Source organism: Mesorhizobium japonicum MAFF 303099 (assembly GCF_000009625.1).
GTDB lineage: Bacteria > Pseudomonadota > Alphaproteobacteria > Rhizobiales > Rhizobiaceae > Mesorhizobium > Mesorhizobium japonicum.
Genome location: NC_002679.1, coordinates 172567 through 198057, shown reverse-complemented (window position 1 = coordinate 198057; position 25491 = coordinate 172567). Strand labels below are relative to the sequence as shown.

The following is a 25491-nucleotide window of genomic DNA, read 5'->3' as shown; positions in this document are numbered from 1 at the left end:
CAAAGCACTAGGAATGTGGGGCTAATGTTAGATTCTGGACACGGTCTTGTTCATAGTCAGACTGGCTACGAACCAATGAAAGCGGATCGTTGCGCGAGCGCACAAGGTGGGTCAGCTGCACACCTGATCGCGAGTGGTTACGGGGCTTCGACCGCCCAGGCTAAGTAACGCGTGCGGTCCGCGCTGACGACCTGATCGCAGCAGGCCTCTGCGTAGGCCGTAGGCCACAAAGTTGCGCAGGAGCAGCGACTGGGTGCGGAACTAGAACCCGCGGGCGTGATGAAGCCTGATGTGCCGATCCAGATCCTCACTCAGCATCACGCCTCTGCGACTGGCGCCTTTGGACGGGGGATCCCTCGACGCCGGCCCGTCGCAAGGAGCGGTCGACGATATACGAGATCGAAGAGGACGTCGTGAACGGGCGATAGAGCGTCTTCGATCGCAGAACAGCCGATCTTCCACCACCATCGGCCGCCCGTTCTTGATTTATGTGTCAAACGCCGCGTCGCCGACTTCCTGGGGCAGTGGCAGGCGAACGCTCCGCGGTATTACGCCAATATGCGTCAAACCCGACCTTCATCCGTCATACATTTCAGGCGAGATCAAGTTCTCCGGCAAGCCTGTAATTACGCGCCAGCGTGCGCAGCTTGTCCCAGGTCGCTTTCTCTATCTCAATGCCGTTTGCCATGCGCTCCTGTGCGCGCAAATATCCGATCTCTCCGGGGTAGAACACGCCGGGCGAGCCTTCCGACGGCGTCGCCGATTTAAGGTACCGCGCGAACTCGGCGACCTCTTGTTTGAATTTGTTAAGCGGGCAGAACGCTGCCACATTGAAGACAGCCATAAAGCAGCCTAAATTCTCCCGGCCGCTCGGCTGGGGCCCGAAACCAGGATCTGGCAGCAGTCCGCACAACAGTTCCACGATTGCGGCGAGGCCGCTGCCCTTGTAGCCCTCGGGACCGCCGAGCGGCAGTAGCACCCCGCCCTTGAGGTAGTCGTGGGGGTTGGTCGTGGGGCGTCCCTCGGCATCGATCAACCAGCCCTCGGGAATTTTCTCACGACGCGCGATCGCCACTTCGAGCTTGCCGGCGGCAGCGGCTGAGGTTGCCATGTCGAGCAGAAATGGGGCTTGGAGATTGGAGGGCACCCCGATCGAGATGGGGTTGGTGCCAAGCCGCGCCTCACGTCCACCGAAGGGCGCGACACAATCGGGAAAGCTACCGGAACCAGCGACCGCAAACCCGATCATGCCGGCGCTTACCGCCATCAAAGGATACGCGGCTAGCCGTCCGACATGGCTCTGCCTGAAGACTGTGCACGCCGCGACGTTCGCGATCTTTGCTTTTTCGATCACGAGCGCCATGGCCTTAGCGTTGACATGAAAACCAAAACCCCAATTGCCATCGATAACAGCCGTGGTGGGGGATTCTCGCACAATTGTCCACTCTGCACCCGGCACGATATCCCCTGCCTTCAGGCTGTCGATGTAGCCTGGAATGGCGATGACCCCATGAGAATCATGGCCAGCCAGGTTGGCGTTGACGCAGCCGGTGGCGACTGCTTGCGCTTCGTCCTCTGAAGCGCCGGCTGCTTTCAACAGCGCCGCGCATATGCGCGTGAGACGGTCGGACTTCACCACCAAAAAGCGCCCTTCGTGCGGTTCACCCAGCCGTAGGTCTTCGGTTGAACTCATTGAACGTTTCCTCGATTCAGGCCCATCACCGACCATCAGGCGGCGTAACACCCCGTGCAAATTTCTTGCCACCCGCGTGGGTCGAACTCGTGAGTAAGGCTAGTCCTCAAAACTCACTGGCGCGGCTACGCCGCTCGCGCCACGGTCATGGCGTCTAACCGGCCGCGATCACCCGACTGCGCTATCCCTGTGGATCGCCCCGTCGACAGACTCGCAACTCCGGTCGAGCTACGTCCTGCCTGGGTTACGAGCGAAGCTCTCTCTCAGAGCCAAGCTACGACTTTCGAAGCCATGCATTTGGCGCACAAGTAACATTAATCCCGAACGCGTCGGTGTAATAAGTATCTATTACGAATCCTGATTCTTCTATCAATCGAAATCCATCGATAACCTCCTGATTTACTACAGCACTATTATCCTCTATTACATAGTAATCGCCGGATGACATAAATCTGTTCAAGTAACTAAATATTGAGAATACCTTCACGTGCGCATCGTCAACCACAAGCCAGGGATGGGGCAGTCTCGTCAGCAAATCTTCATCGAAGTTAGCAACGTCAGATAAGTCTACTTGATGAAAGGTCAGCAATGGATGCTTCTTGGCGTTTTCGTGAACGCATTTCGTATACAAATCAAAGGAGTGAACTTCACCGGGTATATCACAGAGCACCGACATGTTATCAGCAAACCATAGCCCACTGCCACCCTGATATGATCCGAGTTCTAGAATTGTTCTCGGCTGAAGTTCCCAAATGAGCCGTGGATATAAAGCGAGGTCAAAAGGAAGCTTGAGAAGTATCAGCCCTTTATAAGTCTTTGCTAAGGCGCCAGCTTTTGTGGAGCGCTTGTCAGCACTCCATGGGAAGAGAGTCTGCATCCATACCCGATCGGACGGCTTTGCAAAGCGGTCAGAATGATCAGCATTCAGGACGTTGCTGATGGTGTCACACATTCCTGGCCAGTCAGGAAGGAAATCTTGCCACCCCTGATCAAGAAGTCCGCCTGGTTTTATCTGATCGGGATAGTTCTCGTGGGCGGCATCCCAAAAGGCCTGATAGCCGGAAGTGAGTTTCATAGGTCTATCTCCATATTGCGTCTGCCTCATTATCCGCGCAATCGGCGTGCCACTCGCGGAACGAGGTTCGCACACGCTTTAACGAGGGTGATCAACCCATGAATGCCGGCGTGCCCGCTGTCAGGTGTCGGCGCGCTTTGTCGGGTTCGGGACATCGGCGCTCAGATGGCACCTGCTACCTGAGTGACCTCTAACGGTACATGCGTCCTAATGCCGAGCACGTCCTCGACTACTTCCAGATCACAATGCGCATCACCGTCCTGCAACAGATGGCGCGAGGCCTACCTGCGCCGTTCGATGCGGCTGCACCTGCGGCAGTCGCCGTGCTTGAAAGCGTGAGGCGTCATCTCTGGCATGCCTACGTCGATGGGGCCCTGGCGCTTTTGGAGGATTTTGGCGATGGCTTTGATCTCATTAGCGATCCGCCACATGAAGTGCGCAAGCTGCGCCGATATCTGGAAGAGTTCAGCCGCTATGTCGCTATGTCGACAACAATGCCGATCTCATGCCCAAACGCCGAACGCCATCGCTATGGCGAGGTCGTCTCGACCGCGTTCGTGGAATCGACGGTTAATCGAGTGATCGGGATCGGGAGGCGATGACACCCCTGGCACCTTGCTTTAAGAATTCGGCCTAATGCCCCGCGCTCGCCATTTTCCTGCCACCAATGGCCTGCTCGAGCCACCCGATCTCCATTGCCGGCACCGACGACAGGAGCAGGTCCGTGTAGTCATCAAACGGCGGCGTTAGCACCTTGCTTTTGGAACCGTAGCGCACCACCTCGCCGCGATACATGACCGCAATGGAGTCGGCGATCGACTTGACCGTCGCGATGTCGTGTGTGATGAAGAGGTAGGCGACCCGTTCGATCTGCTGAAGATTAAGCAAAAGCTTCAGAATGCCATTTGCCACCAGAGGATCGAGAGCCGAGGTCACCTCGTCGCAGATAATGAGTTTCGGCTTAGCGGCCAGCGCCCGGGCGATACACACTCGCTGCTTCTGGCCGCCCGAAAGCTCGGCCGGATAGCGGTCGATGAAGCCCTGACCCATCTCGATCTCTTCGAGCAGTTCTTTCACACGATTGTCGCGTTCGGCACCCCTAAGACCAAAATAGAAAGTCAGCGGCCGGCCGATGATGGTGCCCACCGTCTGGCGCGGGTTCATCGCCACGTCGGCCATCTGGTAGATCATCTGCAGCTGACGCAGATCTTCCTTCGGCCGGTCGGCAAGCCGGTTGGCAAGTGGCCTGCCGTCGAAGGTGAGGGTGCCTTCCATGGGCGGTAGAAGCCCGGTGATCGCGCGCGCCAGTGTCGATTTGCCAGAGCCGGATTCGCCGACGACGGCCAAGGTCTGGCCCGGATAGATTTCGACCGAGATGTCCCTCAACACCTTGACGTTGCCACCCCCGTACGCGGCGGTGATATTCTTCACCGACAGAAACGGCGTTGCGCCAGGCTTCTGCTCAGCGTGCTCGATCTCGTGCACGGAGACCAGGGCGCGCGTATAATCTTGGCGCGGTTCCTTGATGATCTGTCGCGTGTCGCCACATTCGACCAGCCGGCCGTGGCGCAATACCATGATCTCGTCGGAGACCTGGGCGACGACGGCAAGGTCATGGGTGATATAGAGCGCTGCCACGCCGGTGTCGCGGATGGCATCCTGGATCGCCGCCAGCACGTCGATCTGCGTCGTCACGTCGAGCGCGGTAGTCGGCTCGTCGAAGACGATCAGGTCGGGCTCCGAACAGAGCGCCATGGCCGTCATCACGCGCTGCAACTGGCCGCCGGAAACCTGGTGCGGAAACCGTTCGCCGATGGTTTCGGGGTTCGGCAAGCTGAGCTTCTTGAATAGTGCGACGGCGCGCTTCTCGGCCTCCGTCCGCGTCGCCATCCCGTGCAGAAGTGTGGCTTCCACCACCTGGTCCATCAGAGGGTGCGCCGGGTTGAAGGCGGCAGCCGCCGATTGCGCGACATAGCAGACCTCGCGGCCGCGAAGCTTGCGGAAGCCTTCCTTGCCGCCTTTCATGATGTCGCGGCCATTGAGGATGACCTCGCCACCGGTGATGCGCACGCCGCCGCGCCCATAGCCCATGGACGACAAGCCGATGGTCGACTTGCCGGCGCCGGACTCGCCGATCAGGCCGAGCACCTTGCCCTTCTCCAGGGTCAGCGAGACATCGTGGACAAGGGTGATATTCCTCGGCGACTCGCCTGGCGGATAGACAGTGGCCTCGATGCGCAGATTGCGGATGTCGAGCAGCACGCCGGGTTTCGTTTTCGTGTCAGCCATCAGCCGCGTCCTCCCTTCAAACTGGTCGTGCGGTTGAGCACCCAGTCGGCGACGAGATTGACTGAAATCGCCAGCATGGCGATCGCCGCCGCCGGGATCAGCGCCGCCCCGATGCCGAACACGATGCCGTCCTTGTTCTCCTTGACCATGGCGCCCCAGTCGGCATCTGGCGGCTGCACGCCAAGGCCGAGGAAGGAGAGCGTCGACAAAAACAGCACCGCATAGATGAAGCGCAGTCCAAGTTCGGACACCAGCGGCGACAGCGCGTTGGGCAGGATCTCGCGGAAAATGATCCAGCCGCTGCCTTCGCCGCGCAGCTTGGCGGCCTCGACATAGTCCATCACGTTGATGTCCACGGCGACCGCCCGCGACAGCCGGTAGACCCGGGTTGAGTCGAGAATGCCCATGACCAGGATCAGCGTCACCAGGTTGGAGGGCAGCACCGAGAGCACGACCAGGCCCATGATCAGTGTCGGGATCGACATCAGCAGGTCGACGAGGCGCGACAGGAGCATGTCGAACCAGCCGCCGAACACCGCGGCTGAGAAGCCGAGGATGGCGCCGAGCGAGAACGACAGCGCCGTCGCCAGCACGGCGATGAACAGCGTGATGCGGGCGCCGTAGATCATGCGGGACAATAGGTCACGGCCGAGATTGTCGGTGCCAAGCCAGTGCGCCGCAGTCATCGGTTCCCAGACATCGCCGATGATCTCGCCATTGCCGTGCGGAGCGATCAACGGGCCGAAGATCGCCGCCAGGACAAACATGGCCGTCAGCACGATCCCGATCAGCGCCGGGATCGGTATGCGTTTGATATCGAGCATGCCCGGCGCCTATTTCGGATGTCTGAGCCGTGGATTAGCGACGATCGCCGCAATGTCCGCGATGATGTTGAGGCTGATATAGACGGCGGCGAAGATCAGGCCGACCGCCTGCACCACCGGCACGTCACGCTTGGTGACATGGTCGACCAGATATTGTCCCATGCCCGGATAGACGAAGATCACTTCAACCACCACCACGCCGACGATGAGATAGGCAAGGTTGAGCATGACGACGTTGATGATCGGAGCGATTGCGTTCGGAAAGGCATGCCTGCGGATGACGGCGAAGGCCGACAGGCCCTTCAGCTCGGCCGTCTCGACATAGGCCGACTGCATGACGTTAAGGATCGCCGCGCGTGTCATGCGCATCATATGGGCCAGCACAACCAAGGTCAGGGCCGTCACAGGCATGGCGATCGCCTGCATGCGCTCGAGGAACGGCATGCCGTCATAGACGGTCGAGATGCCGGGGAAGATCTGCCACTTCACGGCAAAGAAATAGACGAGCACATAGCCAATGAAGAATTCGGGAAACGAGGTCGAGGCGAGGGCCAGGCCGGAGATCAGCTTGTCGACCCAGCCATTGCGGTAGCGCACTGCGATCAGGCCGAGGATGATCGCCAGCGGCACAGCCACGGTCGCCGCCCAGAAGGCCAGAAACAGAGTGTTCCACAGGCGGCCCTTGATAGCGCTGCTGATCCCCTGTCCACTCGTCATGGACGTGCCGAGATCACCGGTGAGCACACCCCCCAGCCAGTGGAAATACCTGACATAGGCAGGCTGGTTGAGCCCGAGCTGCTCGCGCAGATTGGCGAGCGACTCCGGCGTCGCGGACTGTCCGAGAATGGCTTGCGCAACGTCGCCGGGCAGGATCTGGGTGCCAGCGAAGATCAGGACCGAGACGGCCAATAGCAGCATGATGCCCAGCGCAATCCGCTGGGCACCAAGTTTCGCGATAGAAGAAGACATCTACTGGTTCCGATTCAACCGGCAATCCAGCACCGTGACAGGGCATAGTATCCTGACAGCTCATAGTTCGGATCGTCGATCCAACCCTCAACCTTTGCGCCGGTCGCATCAATGAACTGGTTGAACATCGGGACGATGGTACCGCCTTCCTGATTCACAATTGTGCCCATGTCTGCGTAAATCTTCTTGCGCTTCTCGGGATCCAACTCGGCGCGAGCCTGGAAAAGCATTTTGTCAAACTTGTCGTTGACGAATTGCGATTCGTTCCAGTCAGCTTTGGAGTAGTAGCCCACGGAATACATTTGATCCTGGGTCGGGCGGCCGCCCCAGTAGGAGGCGCAGAAGGGCTGCTTTTGCCAGACTTCTGACCAGTATCCGTCGCCCGGTTCGCGCTTAATCTCGAGCTGGATGCCGGCCTTGGCAGCACTTTGCTGGAACAGCTGTGCGGCATCGACGGCACCGGGGAAGGCGACGTCCGACGTCCTCAGCAGCACGGGGCCGTCATGGCCGGACTTCTTGTAGTGGAACTTGGCCTTGTCGGGATCGTATTTGCGCTGCTCAACCTCGGTGAACAGCGGGTAGGCGGCGTTGATCGGGAAGTCGTTGCCGACCGTGCCATAGCCGCGCAGCACTTTGTCCAGCATCTCGTCGCGGTCGATCGCAAACTTCAAAGCCAAGCGCAGGTCGTTGTTGTCGAATGGCGCCGTCTTACAGCGGGCGACAAAGACGTAGTGGCCACGGCCTGACACGTTCCGGATGGTCATGCCCGGTACCCGCTTGATGAGATCGACGAGTTTCGGCTGGACAAAGTTGACGATGTGCACCTGGCCGCTCTGCAAAGCGGACATTCGGGCCGTCGCATCATTGATGACAATGACTTCGACCTGGTCGGCAAAGCCGCGGTCGTCGCGCCAATATCCGGCGAACTTTTCACCCCCGAGACGGACGCCGGGTTCGTTGGTCGTCACCTTGTAGGGGCCGGTGCCAATCCCTGCGGCCGGGTTGTCCTTGCCGCCATTCGGCTGAATGATCAAGTGGTAGTCATCCATTAGGAAGGGGAGGTCGGCGTTGGGGTCCTTGAGCGTAAAGACCACATTTTGGCCGTCGACAGCAATCTTATCGATGCCCTGCATGATGCCGAGCGCGCCCGACTTTGAATTCTTGTCGGAATGGCGCTCCATAGTGGCAAGCACGTCGGCCGGGGTCATTTCCTTGCCATCGTGGAAATGCACGCCCTTGCGGATTTTGAAGGTCCAGACCTTGGCGTCCTTCGACGAGCCCCACTCTTCGGCGAGTGCCGGCTGAAGTCCGCCCTTGGGATCGATCTGCACAAGCTGTTCACCCCATGCGCGACCGAAGGTAATATCTACCGAGGTCGAAAAGTGTGCCGTGTCCAGAGTGTCGGTGGCCGCTCCGCCCTGCAGGCCAGCCTTAAGTGTTCCGCCCTTGACCGGTTGCGCGGCGCGCGCTGCATTGGAAAGCAGCGAGTTGGCGAAAGGTGCGCTAAGACCGAGCGCAGCGGCACGCCCAAGAAAATCACGACGAGATAGTATTCCCGATACAACCTGTTGGCCTAGACGATGGATTTCATTTGTCATGGTACTTCCCCTTTTTTACGCCATTGCGGCTAGTTATCTGAGTGTGCTTTTCATCAACCTGCATGACGATCTATATACTGGTATGATGCTTCTGGTGCTGCGCTGATCTAAAATCCCGTTCGGTGGAATTGCAGCTGAGCAAGGTTCGAGAGCCTGAGCGGATCGGCGCGCCGAATGTCATTGCGGTAAGTTTTGTCACGCGGCCGCATAAGTGAGCTGACAGAGGGTTGTGATGTCGTAGACCGGCAATCCGGTGCTTCGTCGGATGGCCGGAGAGACCAGGGGGAACAATGTACATTCGAACAGGACCGCCTGGATGTCCGGGTGTTTCGATCGTAAGCCCTTCAGGCACGCCGAGACTTCCTCTTCAATAATGGATGGATCTGTATACGGCGGCGGGCGCTGCATCTCGTTTTGCCACATGACACCACCTTCGATACCGCCGATCACAACGCGCTCACGATCCGCCGAATCTTGAACGGCGAGCATCTTGTCATCGAGGCAGCTCGAATCCGCCGCAATCACCGCAATTCGTGCGGGAGCAGGAAACTGCCTAAGGAGCAATGGAAGCAGTACGAGACTTGTGGCCGCCACGGGGACTTTAACTGCCGCAGCGACGGCGGCTTGGTGACGGACCGAGTAACCACAGTTTGCGCTGATCGCCACAGCTCCTCGAGCAACGAGGCGACGAGCGGCAGCAATGTAGGCTGGCTCAAGCGCTGGGTCACCCTGAATGACGTTGTCGGCCCAAGCTCCCTCAACGGTCTCTGCGATGACTGGAAAAGGAAGCCTCTCCTTAAAAGCTTCGATGGCCTCGTCCGACGCAGACTCGCCGGCGCGTGCTCCTCTTTCAAGATTGAGAATGCCAAGGGAACGGGGGAGCGACAATTCAGAGCCTCACAAATTGATCTGCCTCAGCTAGGACTATGACGCAACGCTCAGCCCGCTTTGCGCCAAAGATGCCGGATGCATGAAATGAATGACGCACAAAGTTAGATGCATTTGAAATGTGTTCTCCGCAGGTGGCGCTACCAGGAGCGGTTGCAAGTACGACCTGGAGGGGTTACCGCGCTAGACGACCCCTAGCCCAGCCCGCGTTTGCGCTCCATGGGCGCCAGTTGAAGCAATACCGGGTCAAGGCTTACCCAGCAGCACTCAGCGCTGCCCACGGGTGCGACCTATCCTATCTGAGAGAATGAGTGATGCAGCCAAAGTCTGGCCGAAGTGCATGCTCAAGCTGGAGACTGGCAGCTTGCCGCGCTCTTCATTTGAAGCTTGGGTGGGTGGGCCGAAGCGAACCTGCGCGGTTGGGAAGCAGCCCAGGGGCCGCAGAACGCTCCGCCACGACCACGTGAGCATCGGTCCGCAAAGGGGCGGACGCCTGTCGGTGCGGCCTAGTATCCAAGGTCAAGATCTATCTTCCAAGTAAGTGGCTTGTTGTTGGAAAACTGAACCAGACTCTCCACGCATCGATCGATGTTCCCATCAAGAACACCGTCCGCATTCACGGCCTGATCGCCTGACCCTATGACGTTTGGAAGCCGCTGTATCCCGGTTCTTGAAGGGGCTGGAAAATGGTACGTCGCAGGATAAGCATTTTTATAATTCCACCAGACATCCGCACCATAGCCAAAGATCTTGCCGGCCTGCAGCGCATCATAAAGAGGTTTCTCTTGGATGAGATTGCCACGTGCGACGTTCACTAAGACAACACCATGTTTCATCGCCGCAATCTCGGCGGCGCCAATGAAAGCCTCGGTTTTTTTTGTGATTGGCGTCGACAGTACTACGTAGTCACTCTGCGCCAGCACATGATGCAACTTGTCGATTCCGAACACCTCATCCGCTACGCCGGCACCAAGCTCCGGATGAAGACGAACCCCCAGTACCTTCATATCGAAGGCTTTGGCACGCTTGGCGATTGCCGACCCGATCTGCCCCAAGCCGATCACGCCGACAGTTCGACCATTCAGCATGGCCGACCGCGTTTCGTTGGCAAAAACCAGCAGGGGGTCGCCGTTGACGACAGCTTGGTGCTTAAAAAGCAATCGCTTGGCCAAACCCAGCATAATCGCCATGGCCTGCTCAGCCACCGGAATACTGTTGGCTCCACGTAGATTGGTGACCTGGACACCGAGCGTTTTAAGGCGAGCTAGGTCAAGCTCGTCGCAACCCGTATGCATCCAACATATCAATTTCAGCTTCTTGGCGATGTCCAGTGCACCGTCGGGCATGACCCATCCAACGAAGCAATCTGCGTCACTGATGTCATTTGCAATCGACTCGAGTGTCAGATCGAACCGAGAAAGGTGAGGTTCAGGACGGGGGCCAACAACGGTGGCACCAGGAACCGCCGTTTGAAACCGAGCCAGCTCGTCATCGGTCGCGTGCCATCCAACAAGTATCTTCATTACAACGCCCCGGCTTGTCGTTAGTTGATTGCTGCAGGATCATGGAGGAAATGACCGCGTCCAATCGGCCAAAACTTCAGACGACATGAAACGTATCGTCCACAAGTGGCAGGGGTTTGCAATGAGCTCTTCAAATTGCCTTGCTGGTGCTGGGCGGCTGATCGGCCCCGGCCGGTTAACCGCCGCCAACACCAAGCGTAACCTCTACGACGTTGGCCCAATAGGCCACCCCATACGGAATTGCTGCGTCGTCAAAGTCGTAACCGGCATTATGCACCGCAGCCGAAGGACCATTTCCGATGAAGATGAGGGCCCCTTGGCGCGCCTGCAACATGTAAGCGAAATCCTCGGCGCCCATGACCGGCTTCAACTTCGCGTCTACTGCGGTCGCGCCGGTGCCTCCCGCCGCACGAATGGCAAGGGCGGTGGCTGCGGTGTCGTTCACAGTGGCTGGAACCGATCGGCGGTAGCGGTAAGAAATGTCGCCTCCGAAAGCTTGTGCGATTTTCCGAGCCGTCGTCTCTAAGTGGGTCTCAGCGAAGTCGCGCAGGACAGGGGCCAACGCGCGGACTGTTCCTGCAAGTTCGACTTCGTCGGCAATCACATTATAAGCATTCGAAGCGCGGAGTTTCGTGACTGAGATCACCAGTGACTCGATTGGATCGGTGCTGCGCGACACTAGAGCCTGCAGGCCTATAATGACCTGTGCGGCGATAACGACGGGATCAACTGTTAAGTGCGGGGCTGCAGCGTGCCCGCCGCGACCCTGTACAACGATGTCAAAATCATCCTGGGAGGCCATCATAGGGCCTGCGCAAATGGCGAACTTACCGACATCGATCCCTGGCCAGTTGTGCATGCCGAAGACCTGGGAGATTTGAAAACGGTCTAAAAAACCGTCCTCGACCATCTTTAACCCGCCCGAGGGCAATTCGACCTCCTCGGCCGGCTGGAAGATAAGCGCGACGGCGCCCCTGAAATCCCGTTTCCCAGCGAGGTACTTCGCAGCACCAAGCAGCATCGACGTGTGGCCGTCATGACCGCAGGCGTGCATCTTCCCGGGGGTCTTCGAGGCCCAATCCTTTCCCGGCGTTTCATGGATCGGCAATGCGTCCATATCGGCACGCAGGCCGATAGTCGGCCCTTCGCCACCCTCACCCTGGATCAAAGCGACGATGCCGGTGCCGGCTATGCCAGTTTCAATGTGGTTGATTCCAAATGACGCCAGCTTGTCCGCAACAAACCGTGCCGTCTCGTGCACGGCAAAGTCGAGTTCGGGGTTTTGATGAAGATGCCGGCGCCAAGCTGTGACCTCGTCGGCCAGGTGATAAAACTCGTCGACTGAGTGCATGCTGGCTCCCTTCAGCAAAGTCTGGCGGCCATCATATGGCCCTGGTTTGTACCATGTGCAGAATGCCCCAAGCGTTTGAAATGGTTTGGGCGAAATTTGCGTCCGTGTGAAATGAACCGTCGCATTTCCGCGACGATTGCAACAGTGACACCTTTCAAGTGGGGTAACGTTTCATCGAGCGTCAGATCCTGCAACGAGCGTTTCGGATCGCTTTGCGCAATCGTGGATTCGCCTCTAGGGTATTAAAATGATGGATGACCTTGACCGGCGCATACTTGGAGCCCTGCAAAAGAACAACCGGTTGTCATTCGCCGAGTTGGCTGACCTGGTGGGATCCTCAGCTGCCTCATGCATGCGCCGCGTGAATAAGTTACGGGCCGACGGTGTTATCACCGCTGATATCTCCTTGGTGGACCCCAAAGCGCTCGGGAAGTCTCTGACGGTGGTCGTAACGGTGGAGCTCGATCGTGAGCGTCTGGATCTTGTCGACGACTTCAAGCGAGCGATGAGGGCGGCGAAAGAAGTTACTCAATGCTATATGGTGACAGGTGATGCTGACTTCGTTCTTATTGTAGCAGTGGAAGACGTCGAGGACTTTGACGTTTTTGTGAAAACCAAGCTCTATACAAATCCGAACGTCCGCAAGTTCAAGAGCATGATTGCGCTGGACCGAGTAAAATTTGAGCCACGGGTGCTAGTGTAAGCTCTAGCGTTTCCCTCACTTCCATCCAATTTTTGAAGCGTCCATTGCGGCGGAGCCGCTACTTTGATCGCAATCAATCCATCGAAGTCTGCGATTTAATTGTTCCGGCGGCCGTACCAAAGGCGGCCACGCGCGGTGTGCAGCCGGTCCGGAGCCGCTGCGGCGGTGATGCGCTTATGCGAGATTGCAAGATTGGAGGACTCAGGAATGACAATTGCAGCAGCCGAACCTGCAACGACGCTCCCAGCCATAGAAAAACGGCACCAGGATCAACGACAGTATCCTCACGGCGTGGCGTTCATGGATGGTCAGTACCTGCCGATGTCCGAAGCCAAGGTGTCGGTTCTGGACTGGGGCTTTCTGCATTCCGATGCCACCTACGATACCGTTCATGTGTGGGACGGGAGGTTCTTTAGGCTGAATCTGCACGTGGACCGGTTCTTCCGCGGGATGGAAAAGCTCCGCATGAAGCTTCCCTACAACCGCAGTGAGATCGAAAAGATCCTGTCGACCTGTGTAGCGCTCTCCGGACACAAGTCGGCCTATGTCGAAATGATCTGTACGCGAGGTGGCTCGCCCACCTTTAGCCGGGACCCGCGCCAGTCGGAGAACCGGTTCATCGCATTCGCGGTGCCTTTCGGGTCGGTTGCCAACAAGGAGCAGCTCGAGCGCGGCCTGCATGTCGCCATCAGCAACACTGTCCGGATCCCGCCCAAGTCGATCGATCCGACCATCAAGAACTATCACTGGCTCGATCTGGTGAAGGGCCTGTTCGATGCGTACGACTATGGTGCCGAAACTGCATTGATCGTCGACATCAACGACAACATTGCCGAAGGGCCTGGCTTTAACGTTTTCACCGTCAAAGACGGCCGCTTGAAGACGCCGGCTTATGGTGTCCTTGCCGGCATTACCAGGCAGACCGTATTTGATCTGTGCGACGAACTGGGCCTATCCGTCAGCGCCGGCGACATTGATCGCAACGAACTGAAGGGCGCCGATGAGGTTTTCATCACGTCTACAGCAGGCGGGATCATGCCGGTGTCCAAGATTGACGAAACCGTTGTAGGCGACGGCAAGGTTGGCGCTCTAACACGCCAGCTGGCAGACCTGTATTGGGAGAAGCATGCTGATCCCGCATGGTCGACAGCGGTAAATTACGCATAGTACCGCAACATACTGCCGAGAGGTCCTCCCCAGTGCGGGGAGGGCTGTGCTGCCGTGAGTCTGCCGATGACCGACGCTTTCATTTCTCATCTCTCGAACGAGCTTGCCGGCCTGAAATCGGCCGGGCTCTACAAATCCGAACGGGTCATATCCTCGATGCAGTCGGCCGAGATCGAGGTCGGCGGCGAAAAGGTGCTCAATTTCTGCGCCAACAACTATCTCGGCCTCGCCGACAGCGCCGACCTGCGAAAAGCGGCTACCCAGGCGCTCGACCGTTATGGCTACGGCATGGCGTCGGTGCGCTTCATCTGCGGCACGCAGGAGGAACACAAACAGCTCGAGGCGACGATTTCATCCTTCCTCGGCCTGGAAGACACCATCCTCTATGGCTCCTGCTTCGACGCCAATGGCGGCCTGTTCGAAACGCTGCTTGGTGAGGAAGATGCGATCATCTCGGATGCGCTGAACCACGCCTCGATCATCGATGGTGTCAGGCTGTCGAAGGCCAAGCGCTTCCGTTACGCCAACAACGATATGGCTGATCTGGAAGCGCGGCTGAAGGAAGCGAAGGATTGCCGCTTCCGGTTGATCGCCACCGACGGCGTGTTCTCGATGGACGGCATCATCGCCAATCTCAAGGGAGTCTGCGATCTCGCAGACAAATACGACGCCATGGTCATGGTCGACGACAGCCATGCGGTCGGGTTCGTCGGCAAGAACGGCCGTGGCTCGGCCGAGCATTGCGGCGTCGAGGGCAGGGTGGACATCATCACCGGAACGCTCGGCAAGGCGCTCGGCGGTGCATCCGGCGGTTACACATCGGGCAAAAGCCAAGTGGTCGACTGGCTGCGCCAGCGCTCGCGGCCCTATCTGTTTTCCAACACGCTGATGCCGGCGATCGCCGGCGCCTCGATCAAGGTGTTCGAGCTGATCCGCAATGGCGACGCCTTGCGCGAACGCCTCTATGCGAATGCGGCACGGTTCAGGTCGCAGATGGGCAAGCTCGGCTTCACGCTGGCCGGCGCCGACCACCCGATCATTCCGGTCATGCTGGGCGATGCCACGCTGGCGCGGGAAATGGCGGCCCGCATGCTGAAGCGCGGCATCTATGTGATCGGCTTTTCGTTTCCGGTGGTACCCAAGGGGCAGGCACGGATCCGCACGCAGATGTCGGCGGCGCATTCCACTGCCGACATTGACCGTGCGGTTGAGGCGTTTGCGGAGGTTGCAAGGGAGCTTTCGATCATATGACCGGCGGTCGCTAGCTACCTCGTCGCCAAACAGAGCTTCGGTGAAAGAAAGGAACCCCATCAGCGTATCTGGGCTAGCTGCTTCGGCGCCCGAAGGGTGAGCAGTTGGGCCTTTCCTTCAGTGACCACGACTGTTTCCTCATGCAGGACGATTTTACCGGGCTCGTACTCCAAGGCAGGCTCAATGCAGAGCACCATGCCTGGCTGCAACACCGTATTGTCCTCCAGTCGAATTGACGGCGGTTCGGTCAGCCGCAAACCAAGTCCATGCCCCATGCGCCCGTTGCTGTTGAGGTCCGTCCCACCGGACGAAAGCGCCTTGGCCATCTGTTCAAACACATATCCGGCCGTAACCCCTGCTGTTACTGCTTGAAGCCCAATCTCGTGCGCTTCCCACACCTTCTCGTGGGCAAACCGTAGGGCATCTGTCGCCCTGCCCACCTGGTAGTTGCGATCGTAATCGCAGAAATACCCGTCGAAGGTCGTGCCCGTGTCGATGAAGAGCAGATCGCCATCAGCGATTGGCCGGTCCCTTGGCCCGCCCGTAATCTCGAAAGGCCCGCCGACGTCGGATCTGCAAATGAGGGTCGGGATAGCGCCGGCGCCGCCCATATTCAAGCGACCACGGAACTCCCGAAGGATCGTACGTTCAGTATCGCCGATGTTAACGAAATCGGGCACCTGAGCGTATACGGCGCCCGCGATGTCGATAGCTTTCTTGATTTTACAGATCTCGGCCGCGCTCTTGATCATGCGGAGCTGCCAAATGAGGCTCGCGCCATCCACAATCTCAACGCTTTTCAGATCACCGATGATCGCATTCAATTGCGTTACCGGCATCCCCAGTCGCAGTTCGAAACCAAGCTCAGCTCCGACTCGCCCGTGTCGACGGGGCAGGTCGGATATCGCAGCGACAACGAGAGATGTGCCTTCGTCCTCGGGCCGAGGCGAAGGCCAGGATCTGATTTCCTTGATCCACGTCTTCTCGATGATAGCCCTTCCGATCTCCGGAATGATCGCAAGGGGAACCCCGGTAGCAGGCACCAATACGAACCAAGGTCGGGTGTAACTCTCCCAGAATGTGGAATCGACACCGATGAAGTACCGGATATTGTCCATCGAAGTGAGCAACAGGCCGTCCAGGCGATGTTGGCCCATCAACCGCTGAGCCCTGGCGACACGCTCCTCGAACTCAGACGGCGCAAAGCCGTAGGAAGCTTGCTGATCCATTCTGTAACCCTCTATCCAAACGTTCTCGACACTGGCGGCTGCATCTGCCCACCAATCTAAAGGCGCTCAGTGCACGAAAGATGCCAAATTCTCGCCGACGGAGCAGACGCTATTTCAAATGTGCCTGATCGGCCGCCAGATCTGCGTCTCTTGCCCGACGAACTCGAAACCCTTGCCTAGTTGCCTGAGTCAGGCCGCTTGAGCATTCAAACCGCCAATCTCGATGGCCTCCACGGCCACTGCTTCATCGTTGTCGGATGTATCTCCAGTAATCCCTACCGCACCAAGCAACCGACCGGCCTGGTCTCTCACCAGGACGCCCCCGGGGACGGGCACAATCTTGCCACCTGATATAGAGGTGAGTCCGGCTACAAAGTGAGGGCGGTCGGCTGATGCTTTGTCGAGCCAGCGTGAACCGAAACCGACGGCCAAAGCTCCGTATGCCTTGCCGAATGCAATTTCAAAGCGGAGCATCGAAGCCCCGTCCTGCTTCTGGAACGCGACCAAGTGGCCACCAGCATCCAACACCGCGACGCTCAAGGGCTTGAGACCTTTTCCGCTTGCTGTAGAGCACGCCCGATTAATGATGGAATTGGCGACTTCCAATGTCAGTTTGGTCATATTCAATTCTCCTTTGAGCTTGCAAGCAGGGACTTCTTCTATGCTGCCAAACGAGCATCAATCGGAAGATCCGTGGCCACAACCGTGGCCAGCATGGCCGATGTTGCGGCAGAAAGCGTCCACCCTAGATGCCCGTGACCCGTATTATAGAAGACACCCGGAACCCGGCTTTTGCCGACCCGCGGCATCATGTTCGGCATCATCGGTCGAAGCCCTGCCCACGGCACAACGTGTTCAGTCGCCACTTTCGGGAACATCATCCGCGTCCAGTCGACCAAGGGTCTGATGCGATCTTCGCGGATGTCGAAATTGACGCCATTGAACTCTGCGGTCCCTGCCACCCGCAGCCGAGCTGCGCCGAGCCGGCTGGTCACGATTTTTGCGCGGTCGTCCAGAATGCTTACCCAAGGCGCGGAGGAATCTGCCGCAGCCCCGTCCAACTCCACCGTAATGGAATACCCTTTCACCGGATAAATATTGATGCGATCCCCGAACATCGCAGCGATATCGCGGCTATTTGTTCCCGCACACACTACAATCCCGTCGGCTACCAGCGTCTGATCGGCGCCATCCGTTGCGCAAACGATGTTAAAGCGATCCCGGCGTTCAATGCGGGTCACTGCGGCGTCATAGATGAATTGGGCGCCACGCTTTGTGCAGGCCTTCTCCAAGCCCGCGCAATATTTGTGGATGTCGCCGGTCGAATCCGACGGGGTGTAAAACCCTCCATAAAACTTGCCATGCAAGGCAGGTTCAATCCCGGCAAATTCGCTGGGCGTCACCGATCGCCGGTCGAGGCCGCCCTCGTTCAGCATCTCATTCACCTTCAACGCATGGTCGAAGCCGTCTTTGTCCCAGTAAACATGCAGGATCCCGCGACGGACGTGATCAAAGTCGATGCCTTCACGGTCAGCGATCTCGAAGAGGTGCTTTCGGGCAGCGATAGCCAGGCGGGTCGTTTCAATCGTGTTTTCACGATATCGCGAAATATTGGATACGAATTCAAGCAGCCAGCTGTACTTGTGCCACGACGGGGTAGGGTTCATGAGGAGCGGCGCATCCCGCCGAAGCATCCACTTGATGCCCTTGAGGACGGTTGACCAGTGATTCCAGACTTCGGCATTGCTTGCCGACAGCTGGCCGCCGTTGGCGAATGACGTTTCCATCGCGGCATAGCGTCGCCGCTCGACCACAGTGACGTCGTAGCCTTGCTCCAACAACGCATAAGCCGTCGATACACCGGCAATTCCGGCGCCAATCACAACAATTTTGGGCATTCTGAACTCCGAGCAGTGCAATGGGTGCGAGGTTGGCCCGCAGCGAAATCCCCAAATCTGTCTCGGCTACCTGAGAGCTTAACCGGGCCTGCCGGCTTTCCCCTTCGGTGGACGCTCGAGGCGTCTCTCTCCAGATCGTTCGGCGGTGCGGTCACTTTTGCCTGAGAGTTTCCTTGGGGGGTTGCTCCGTCGGCGTCGGCAGTAGCCGATCTCTCCCGTCCAGCCTTTGAACACCGCAGTTATACGATGATAGGCCATGCCGTTGATCGCCATTTCCGCGGCCGTGCTGAAATGGACGGACCATTTTTCCAGTGTTTTTGACTGATATGAGCCCAACGTGCCCAATTTCAACGAATCGGTTCAGAGTGGTCCTGGCGCGCTGGTAAGCGGTTTGACATCGCACCTAGATGAGATCAGCTCGGCTAAAGCTGAGCGGAGGCAGTGCTGCCGGCCAATCGGTCTAGATTTAACATAATGGATATTATCAGCACTAAGCTATTGTTTTATTTATGAGCCCGCCAGTTCCATAATTCAGATTATGCGACTATTTGCAATCCCCGTTTGTATATTTTCTTGTACTTCACGAACATGCCTTGGAGATTATACGTTACTGAGATCTCTGGCAAGATGATCAAGAGCGAGCGCATTGCGAAAAGCAAGGAAAGCGCGAGGGTGGACGCCGCCTCCTCAAGCTCGTCCCTCCCCACCTTGGGCTCCAGCGTCAACTGGACGTCACCGTCCTTGTCCGTAAAAACGTGACGATGCAGCGACGTCCAGCTTACATGCAATGCATCGGCCGATATTTCGCGGTAGACGTGGCTGAGTCTTGGCACGGGCGAGTCAATATCGGACACTAGCAAGCGCTGCTTGGGGCCGTGCATTCGCTTGATGAATTCATTGAGGACACTGGCATGCTCCTTCGGTAGTCGGCCTTCATTGACAGCCAGATGCCGTTTGGCGCGGGATCGCCTGCTGTGCTCGTCGTCCTCTTTTAATCGTATTGGGGGTCGGTTTCGGCGGCATACAGGTGTAGGGCACAATCGATGACTGACCTGCAGGCGTTCCTGAAGGCCAGTTCCCGCCTGGCGTCGATAAGCACCAGGGCGGAATCGAGCTCTGACTGAAGACGGCCGAACAATGCCAAAGCCGTGGACTTCAGTTCAGCTTTGTCGGCTTCGGTCAAATCGATGTCCTGCAGAGCCAGGGCCTCAACGCTTTTCTGGAAGTCGCCGAACCATCGGCGCCAAGTTGGACGGATCGGCTAATCGCTCTCTCCCCTGGATTCATCCGACATTTGAAGCTGATGCTAGGCGCAGGCAAACGCATTGTGCAGGCCCAGATCAGGCATATGTTTTCCCAGACAGTTGAGGACATCGGTGTGGGAAATCACGACAGCGTTGTAAAGGGCTGGGAGGGGCTTGCTGACGGTGAGGCGATAGAAGCGGCGACCCACCGGCATGGCAAAGACCCTATTACGTCCGTCGCCTATTGCGCCTTCGAAGCGTCCGGCAATGGCGAAGATCCTGAATACCGGTTCTGGTTCGATCTGTTCCTGAGACTTTCCAAAAAGGACCATGTCGGATGGGCATAGCACTCAAGCGAGCTTGCCCGCTACCGCTTCGACCCTCGTTCCCCTAGTGTGTCCTTTGATTTTCGGTCCAATGTGTCGCTGGCGAGGCGGGCTCCATGTACCGGCCAATCGAGCGCAGGTAGGCAACGATCTCCGGCAGCAAAAAGTCACGATCGCCGAACTCTTCACATATACGTTGGAGATCTTCGGCCCCCGCCCCCATCTCCTCATGGTCACCGAGTACGTAGCCCAGTGGCCGATGGCGCAGATGTCGCAGCCGAGCTCGATCACCTGGTCGACGAAGGCAGGAATCTCGCTCGCCTTCATTAGTCGCTGGCTACCGGACATCTCTGATCATCCTCTCGTTGGCTCTTATCTTACGAGCGGGCTATCCCAGAACGAAGCCGATTTACGGTTGCGTGTCTGTCAAAGCAGCGCTGGGCTTACTCGTGCAAGCGGTTTGCCATATCTGATCGCCCTAATTAACGCGAACAGAAACGGAACATACGCTGGACGGATAGGAATAGGTTCCTTATTCCTATCATGATCTGGGTGAGAAAGGACCGACGGCGAGACGGGAGAAGCATTGAGTGAATGCCGGATGCTGTTCATACCGGCCAATGCGTTGAGGAAGCTCGTCGTCGAACTTCCGAATTTTGCGCTCTGCCTTCTGCAGGGGCTTGCGGCGAAAGGCAGATGCTACTCGGCGATGGCTCAGATGCTGGGCACCCGTTCGGTGATCGAACGTCTGGCGCAGTTCCTGATGAATCTCGGCAGCCTTCATGGCGTGCGCGATGGAAAGGCAATCGTCATCAATGCCAAGGTGACGCATGACCAGATTGCGGCCATGGTTGGCTCCACACGCCAATGGGTGACGATGATGATGAAGCGCTTCCAGAAGGAAGGGCTGGTGACGGTGACGCCGCGCCATATCCGTATCGAACGCCCTCACACGTTGATGGAAATGGTTTCGAAGCGCGCGGCGGGGTGAGGCTGCGCTTCGGCTTCCACTAGACGTCATGTTCCGAGGCGGAGATCGGTGGCCCGCCCTTTCGTGCGATTAAAAGACGAGGGTTGCTCGGATGGGCCGAGCCGATCCTCACGCACGGAGGGCGCCATGGGAGAGTATAGCGAAGCATTTGTCGCGTTTGATGTAGCCAAGAAGAAGCACGCGGTTGCGATCGCGGAGGGCGGCCGCACCGGCGACGTCCGGTTCGTCGGCGAGATCGAGAATAGTCCGGCGGCGATAGAGCGGACGATCAAGAAGCTGGGAAAAAAGTATGATCGACTGCACGTCTGCTTCGAGGCTGGGCCGACGGGTTACGGGTTGTGCCGGCAGGTCCGCGATCTTGGACACGACTGCATGGTGGTTGCGCCGGCCCTGATCCCGAAGCGACCGGGCGAGCGCGTCAAGACCAACCGGCGGGACGCGGTGACGCTGGCGCGGCTGCATCGGGCGGGCGAACTGAGCGGGGTGTGGGTGCCGGACGTGGTCCACGAGGCTGTCCGCGATCTGGTGCGAGCCCGGGAAGCCGCAGCCGACGACCTGCGCCGCAAACGCCAGCAGCTACTTTCCTTCCTCCTGCGCCATGGGCGGATCTACGAGAACGGCGGTCATTGGACGTTGGCGCACCGGCGCTGGCTTGCCCACCAGAGCTTCGAGCATACCGCGCAGCAGATCGTGTTCCAGGAGAAGATCGACGCGATCGAGGACGCGGCTCAGCGACTCCACCGCCTGGACGAGCAGTTGCGCGCCGTCGTGCCAACCTGGTCCATGGCGCGGGTCGTCGAGGCCTATCAGGCCATGCGCGGCGCCTCGTTCCTAGTCGCAGTGATATTTGCGGCCGAGATTGGGGATGTGCGTCGCTTCGATACGCCGCCGCAGTTGATGGCCTTTCTCGGCCTTGTCCCGGGGGAGCGCTCGACCGGTGACACGGTTCGCCGGTCGAGCCTGACGCTCGCCGGCAATCGACGCGCCCGCCGCGCCCTGGTCGAAGCGGCATGGACTTATCGCTATCCTGCCAGGGTCAGCGAGACCCTGAGGGCCCGGCTCGAGGGGCTGCCCAAGGCTGTCCGCGATATTGCCTGGAAGGGGCAGGTCCGGCTCTGCGCCCGCTATCGTCGCCTCAGCGCCGCCGGCAAGAAGCCGCCGGTGGTCGTGGCTGCGATCGCACGCGAGATGGCCGCCTTCTTGTGGGCCATCGGCCGGGAGGTCGCGCCGTCATAGCCGGCCTCGACCCAACCTGCTGCGCAGTGCTGGGGTGGGGCCACGGTGGGGAATTCCCGTCGCTAGTTATGTGGCCGAGCCGATGCGCCCGACGCCCGCCCTCTAGACCGAGGACAGCCCCGAGACGAAAACACGGAAGGCCGGTACCCAACCCGCGGATGAGAGTCTGATCAACCGTCGTCTCTGAGCTCCACCCCCAGCCCTGTGCAGCTTCAGCCGATCCGACTGCTTCGCAAACCTGCCAAGCAGGCGAGCCTTCTTGCCTTCAACCCTTGACAGGGAACATGAGAGACTAACCGAGGCGCGTTAGCGCCCAGCAAACGGTCTTGCGCACGTCCGGATCGGCGTCGCCGATATGGTGCATGAGGACAGCCCGCGACGATGGATCGGCGATTTCACCCAGCGCCGCCGCGGACTCCTTGCGGAGCGAGGCCAGGTCGCTCGTCAACAACTCGGAAATCTGCCGTACTGCCGATTGCGCCTTGAGCTTGCCAAGCGCATTCAGGCATTTTTGCCGAACCTGCCAATATTCGTCGGAAAGGCCGGCGGTCAGTCCGTCGACGGCCGAGGTTTGGCCGATACGGCCGAGCGTATCGGCCGCCGCGGCCCGTACCTGCCAGTTCTCATCGTCGAGGGCAGCTGTCACGGCGGCCGCTGCGGCGGGCTGGCTCGTGAAGGATAAGGCGTTGACCGCAACCGACCGAACGATGGCTTCAGCATCGCGCGTCGCGGCAATGAGGGACGGCAAGGTCTCTTCCAGCTTGAGATAGGCAACCACGCCGAGCGCCTGTGCACGCACATTGGCATCTTCATCCCGCATCGCCGCCAGAGCGGGGGCGAGTGCCCCACGCGAACGCAACGCTTTCAGCCCGCGAAAACCCGCAGCCCGGACGAAGGCGCGGCCATGACTGACGAGCGGCAAAATGGAGTCGGCTGTCGCCGGATCCTTCAGTTCAGCAAGGCTATCGGCTGCTGCCTGGGCCACCGTCAAATCCTGATCCGCCGCCAGGCGGGCAAGGCCCGCAGCCGCCTCAACGGTGTCGAACTCGGACAGTGCGATCGCCACCTGCAAACGCACTGTCGCGTCGGGGTCGGCAACTGCGGTCAGCAGATGCGGCAGCACATCCGCGTTCGCGGTCTCGGCAAGGTCGATCACGGCAAGCCGTCGCACGGCCGGGTCTGCATCGTTCAGACGCTCGCCGATTTCCTCGGTGTCGCCAAAATCTTCGAAGGGATCGAATGCAGTCATGTCAGCGCAACAGATAGGGGATGCTGACGGTGACAGCGCCAGTCGGGCAATCCTTCTCGCACGGCATGCAGTACCAGCACTCGTCGAATTTCATATAGGCTTTGCCAGTGAGATCGCTGATGCGCAGGACATCCAGCGGGCAGACATCGACGCAGACCGTGCAGCCTTTGTCGGCGATGCATTTTGTTTCGTCCACGACGACGGGAACGGCCGTGGGTGAAAGCGCAAGCGGCATGGTTTTCCTCGTCAAGCTTGATTGGAAACGCGCAGACGGTCATAGGCCGTCCGCTCCTCGTTCTCGATCGGAACGATGTAGGGTTGGATTGGCCGCTTCTCAGAAACCAAGCGGCCGTCGACCTTGCGAAGAAGCGTATGGCAGAACCAGTTGTCGTCATCCTTTTCGGGATAATCGACGCGGTTGTGATAGAGCCCCCAGCGGCTCTCCGTGCGGAACAGCGAGGCATGCGCCGCCATGTCGGCGCAGTCGAGAATGGACGACACTTCGAGCGAACGCATCAGTTCATGGGCGTTGCGTACGACGAGGGCGGTTTCGAGATCATCCCTGACCTCGGCGAGCCGCGCCTGGCCGATCTGCATCCTGGCCGTCACCTTGGGCGGCTGCAGATAGTCGTTGACCAGCCGCCTGGTCTTGTATTCCAGTTGGTTGGGCGGGATGCCGTCTTCACGCCGCGTCGGTGCCAACACGCGCTCGCGCTCCGCCCGGACGAACTCGCTGTCGAAATCCGCGAGGCTGGTTTCCAGCGCGACTTCGGCAGCGTGCTCGCCGGCGACGGCTCCATTGGTGAAGGCGCCGAGCATATAGTTGTGTGGCACGCTCGCCATGTCGCCCGCAGCGTAGAGGCCCGGCACCGTGGTGCGGGCAAATTCATCGACGAATACGCCCGACGCGCTGTGACCCGAGCAGAAGCCGATTTCGGAGATGTGCATCTCGATCATCTTTTCGCGGTAATCGGTGCCCCGCGCCTGATGGAACCTGCCGCGCGACGGGCGCTCGACCTTGTGCAGGATCTCTTCGATCTCGCTGACCGTGTCGGCATGAAGGTGGTTGAGCTTCAGGAACACCGGCCCCTTGCCGGACTGTAGTTCGTTGTAGAATTCCTGCATCATCTGTCCCGACCAGTAGTCGCTTTCGATGAAGCGGTTGCCCTCACTATTGGCGGTATAGGCTCCGAACGGACCGGCAACGTAAGCGCAAGCCGAGCCGTTGTAGTCCTTGATCAGCGGATTGATCTGATAGCATTCGAGATTCGCGAGCGCGGCGCCCGCATGATAGGCCATGGCATAACCGTCACCGGAATTGGTCGGATTCTCATAGGTTCCGAAGAGATAGCCGGAATGCGGCAATCCGAGCCGGCCCGCCGCGCCCATGCACAGGATCACGGTCTTGGCACGCAGTACCAGGAATTCAGCCGTGCGCGTGTTCACAGCAGTGGCGCCCGCGATCCTGCCGTCCTTGGCGGTCAACAGGCGCGTTGCCATGAAGCGGTTTGAGACCAATATCCGTTCGCGCTTTATCTGCCGATAGAGCGCCTTCTTGACGGTATCGCCATTCGGCATCGGCAGCACATAGGTTCCGAGATGGTGGACCTTCTTCAGGTCGAAATCGCCATTGGCGTCCTTCTGGAAACGGATGCCGAAACGGTCAAGTTCCTGGATAATATCATAGCAGCGCGAGGCATATTTAAAGACCGGCGCCTGATCGACGATACCGTCATTGGCGATCGTGATCTCCTTGGTGTATTGCTCGGGCGTCGCATATCCTGGAACGACGGCGTTGTTCAGTCCGTCCATGCCCATGCAGATAGCTCCCGAACGCTTCACATTGGCCTTTTCGAGCAGGACGACCTTCAGAGCAGGATTTTTCTGCTTCGCCTTGAGCGCCGCCATCGGTCCGGCAGTGCCGCCGCCGATCACCAGCACATCGCAGCTGACTTCCGACAGCCCTTCCACAAAATTGTCCATTCTC

The 25491-nt window shown here is 58.8% G+C and carries 24 protein-coding genes, 1 pseudogene and 1 riboswitch; of the genes and pseudogenes, 7 read left to right on the top strand and 18 right to left on the bottom strand.

Annotated features, from left to right (window positions below; genetic code table 11):
- Window positions 1-592: 592 nt before the first annotated feature.
- On the bottom strand, window positions 593-1693 hold the full coding sequence (locus tag MAFF_RS35790; protein ID WP_010915858.1) for an Ldh family oxidoreductase: 1101 nt from the start codon (window positions 1691-1693) through the stop codon (window positions 593-595).
- A gap of 274 nt (window positions 1694-1967) precedes the next feature.
- A complete protein-coding gene (locus MAFF_RS38760; RefSeq protein WP_157866239.1) occupies window positions 1968-2768 on the bottom strand; it encodes a CmcI family methyltransferase in 801 nt (266 codons plus the stop codon).
- Window positions 2769-3013: 245 nt separating this feature from the next.
- Between MAFF_RS38760 and MAFF_RS35785 the strand changes: the two genes are divergently transcribed.
- On the top strand, window positions 3014-3370 hold the full coding sequence (locus MAFF_RS35785) for a hypothetical protein (RefSeq protein WP_157866238.1): 357 nt from the start codon (window positions 3014-3016) through the stop codon (window positions 3368-3370).
- 31 nt (window positions 3371-3401) lie between these two features.
- Here the strand turns inward: MAFF_RS35785 and MAFF_RS35780 are convergent, their stop codons facing one another.
- The 7 genes from MAFF_RS35780 to MAFF_RS35750 form a co-directional block, all read right to left on the bottom strand.
- Window positions 3402-5057: an ABC transporter ATP-binding protein gene (locus tag MAFF_RS35780; protein ID WP_010915859.1), complete on the bottom strand. Its 1656-nt coding sequence runs from the start codon at window positions 5055-5057 to the stop codon at window positions 3402-3404.
- Window positions 5057-5881, bottom strand: coding sequence for an ABC transporter permease (locus MAFF_RS35775; RefSeq protein WP_010915860.1), 825 nt, complete (start codon window positions 5879-5881; stop codon window positions 5057-5059). The genes MAFF_RS35780 and MAFF_RS35775 overlap by 1 nt, the downstream gene beginning before the upstream one ends.
- A gap of 9 nt (window positions 5882-5890) precedes the next feature.
- Window positions 5891-6850 (bottom strand): ABC transporter permease, encoded by a 960-nt coding sequence (locus MAFF_RS35770; RefSeq protein WP_010915861.1) that lies wholly within the window; start codon window positions 6848-6850, stop codon window positions 5891-5893.
- A gap of 14 nt (window positions 6851-6864) precedes the next feature.
- Window positions 6865-8448: an ABC transporter substrate-binding protein gene (locus tag MAFF_RS35765; RefSeq protein ID WP_010915862.1), complete on the bottom strand. Its 1584-nt coding sequence runs from the start codon at window positions 8446-8448 to the stop codon at window positions 6865-6867.
- A gap of 195 nt (window positions 8449-8643) precedes the next feature.
- Window positions 8644-9336, bottom strand: coding sequence for a hypothetical protein (locus tag MAFF_RS41075; RefSeq protein WP_244420858.1), 693 nt, complete (start codon window positions 9334-9336; stop codon window positions 8644-8646).
- Window positions 9337-9842: 506 nt separating this feature from the next.
- On the bottom strand, window positions 9843-10859 hold the full coding sequence (locus tag MAFF_RS35755) for a 2-hydroxyacid dehydrogenase (RefSeq protein ID WP_010915863.1): 1017 nt from the start codon (window positions 10857-10859) through the stop codon (window positions 9843-9845).
- 175 nt (window positions 10860-11034) lie between these two features.
- Window positions 11035-12210 carry an amidohydrolase gene (locus tag MAFF_RS35750; RefSeq protein WP_010915864.1) on the bottom strand — a complete coding sequence of 392 codons (1176 nt, stop codon included), beginning with the start codon at window positions 12208-12210 and terminating at the stop codon, window positions 11035-11037.
- A gap of 247 nt (window positions 12211-12457) precedes the next feature.
- On the opposite strand from MAFF_RS35750, the gene MAFF_RS35745 reads away from it, so the two are divergent.
- The 3 genes from MAFF_RS35745 (at window position 12458) to MAFF_RS35735 (ending at window position 15331) form a co-directional block, all read left to right on the top strand.
- Window positions 12458-12913: an Lrp/AsnC family transcriptional regulator gene (locus MAFF_RS35745; RefSeq protein WP_044552195.1), complete on the top strand. Its 456-nt coding sequence runs from the start codon at window positions 12458-12460 to the stop codon at window positions 12911-12913.
- A gap of 207 nt (window positions 12914-13120) precedes the next feature.
- Window positions 13121-14080, top strand: a complete 960-nt coding sequence (locus MAFF_RS35740; protein WP_044552194.1) for an aminotransferase class IV — start codon at window positions 13121-13123, stop codon at window positions 14078-14080.
- Window positions 14081-14146: 66 nt separating this feature from the next.
- Window positions 14147-15331, top strand: coding sequence for a glycine C-acetyltransferase (locus tag MAFF_RS35735; RefSeq protein WP_010915979.1), 1185 nt, complete (start codon window positions 14147-14149; stop codon window positions 15329-15331).
- Between the two features lie 59 nt (window positions 15332-15390).
- On the opposite strand, the gene MAFF_RS35730 is transcribed toward MAFF_RS35735, so the two are convergent.
- The 5 genes from MAFF_RS35730 to MAFF_RS35710 all read right to left on the bottom strand — a co-directional run bounded on the left by MAFF_RS35730 (window position 15391) and on the right by MAFF_RS35710 (window position 19641).
- Window positions 15391-16560 carry a M24 family metallopeptidase gene (locus tag MAFF_RS35730; RefSeq protein WP_010915865.1) on the bottom strand — a complete coding sequence of 390 codons (1170 nt, stop codon included), beginning with the start codon at window positions 16558-16560 and terminating at the stop codon, window positions 15391-15393.
- Window positions 16561-16749: 189 nt separating this feature from the next.
- A complete protein-coding gene (locus tag MAFF_RS35725) occupies window positions 16750-17181 on the bottom strand; it encodes a GlcG/HbpS family heme-binding protein (RefSeq protein ID WP_010915734.1) in 432 nt (143 codons plus the stop codon).
- A gap of 38 nt (window positions 17182-17219) precedes the next feature.
- Window positions 17220-18458 (bottom strand): D-amino acid dehydrogenase, encoded by a 1239-nt coding sequence (locus MAFF_RS35720; RefSeq protein WP_010915866.1) that lies wholly within the window; start codon window positions 18456-18458, stop codon window positions 17220-17222.
- A 138-nt stretch (window positions 18459-18596) separates the two neighbouring features.
- Window positions 18597-18686, bottom strand: a riboswitch (glycine riboswitch).
- Window positions 18687-18994: 308 nt separating this feature from the next.
- Complete coding sequence (locus MAFF_RS35715) at window positions 18995-19312, bottom strand: hypothetical protein (RefSeq protein WP_157866237.1); 318 nt, start codon at window positions 19310-19312, stop codon at window positions 18995-18997.
- A gap of 137 nt (window positions 19313-19449) precedes the next feature.
- Window positions 19450-19641 carry a hypothetical protein gene (locus tag MAFF_RS35710; protein WP_044552188.1) on the bottom strand — a complete coding sequence of 64 codons (192 nt, stop codon included), beginning with the start codon at window positions 19639-19641 and terminating at the stop codon, window positions 19450-19452.
- Window positions 19642-19761: 120 nt separating this feature from the next.
- Between MAFF_RS35710 and MAFF_RS35705 the strand changes: the two genes are divergently transcribed.
- Window positions 19762-20049: a hypothetical protein gene (locus MAFF_RS35705; protein ID WP_010915771.1), complete on the top strand. Its 288-nt coding sequence runs from the start codon at window positions 19762-19764 to the stop codon at window positions 20047-20049.
- A 43-nt stretch (window positions 20050-20092) separates the two neighbouring features.
- On the opposite strand, the pseudogene MAFF_RS41070 reads toward MAFF_RS35705, so the two are convergent.
- Window positions 20093-20355, bottom strand: a pseudogene (locus MAFF_RS41070) (hypothetical protein).
- 259 nt (window positions 20356-20614) lie between these two features.
- Here MAFF_RS41070 and MAFF_RS35695 point away from each other — a divergent pair.
- Both MAFF_RS35695 and MAFF_RS35690 read left to right on the top strand, forming a co-directional pair.
- A complete protein-coding gene (locus MAFF_RS35695; RefSeq protein ID WP_010915980.1) occupies window positions 20615-21019 on the top strand; it encodes a Crp/Fnr family transcriptional regulator in 405 nt (134 codons plus the stop codon).
- 126 nt (window positions 21020-21145) lie between these two features.
- A complete protein-coding gene (locus MAFF_RS35690; protein ID WP_010915981.1) occupies window positions 21146-22255 on the top strand; it encodes an IS110 family transposase in 1110 nt (369 codons plus the stop codon).
- Between the two features lie 292 nt (window positions 22256-22547).
- Here the strand turns inward: MAFF_RS35690 and MAFF_RS35685 are convergent, their stop codons facing one another.
- From MAFF_RS35685 to MAFF_RS35675, 3 genes are read right to left on the bottom strand one after another with little or no spacing between them, the layout of a single operon-like run.
- Entirely contained in the window at window positions 22548-23504 is a 957-nt protein-coding gene (locus MAFF_RS35685; RefSeq protein ID WP_010915867.1) for a HEAT repeat domain-containing protein, read from the bottom strand.
- A gap of 1 nt (window position 23505) precedes the next feature.
- Complete coding sequence (locus MAFF_RS35680) at window positions 23506-23739, bottom strand: 4Fe-4S dicluster domain-containing protein (RefSeq protein WP_010915747.1); 234 nt, start codon at window positions 23737-23739, stop codon at window positions 23506-23508.
- Window positions 23740-23750: 11 nt separating this feature from the next.
- Window positions 23751-25487, bottom strand: a complete 1737-nt coding sequence (locus MAFF_RS35675; RefSeq protein ID WP_010915868.1) for a fumarate reductase/succinate dehydrogenase flavoprotein subunit — start codon at window positions 25485-25487, stop codon at window positions 23751-23753.
- Window positions 25488-25491 lie beyond the last annotated feature (4 nt).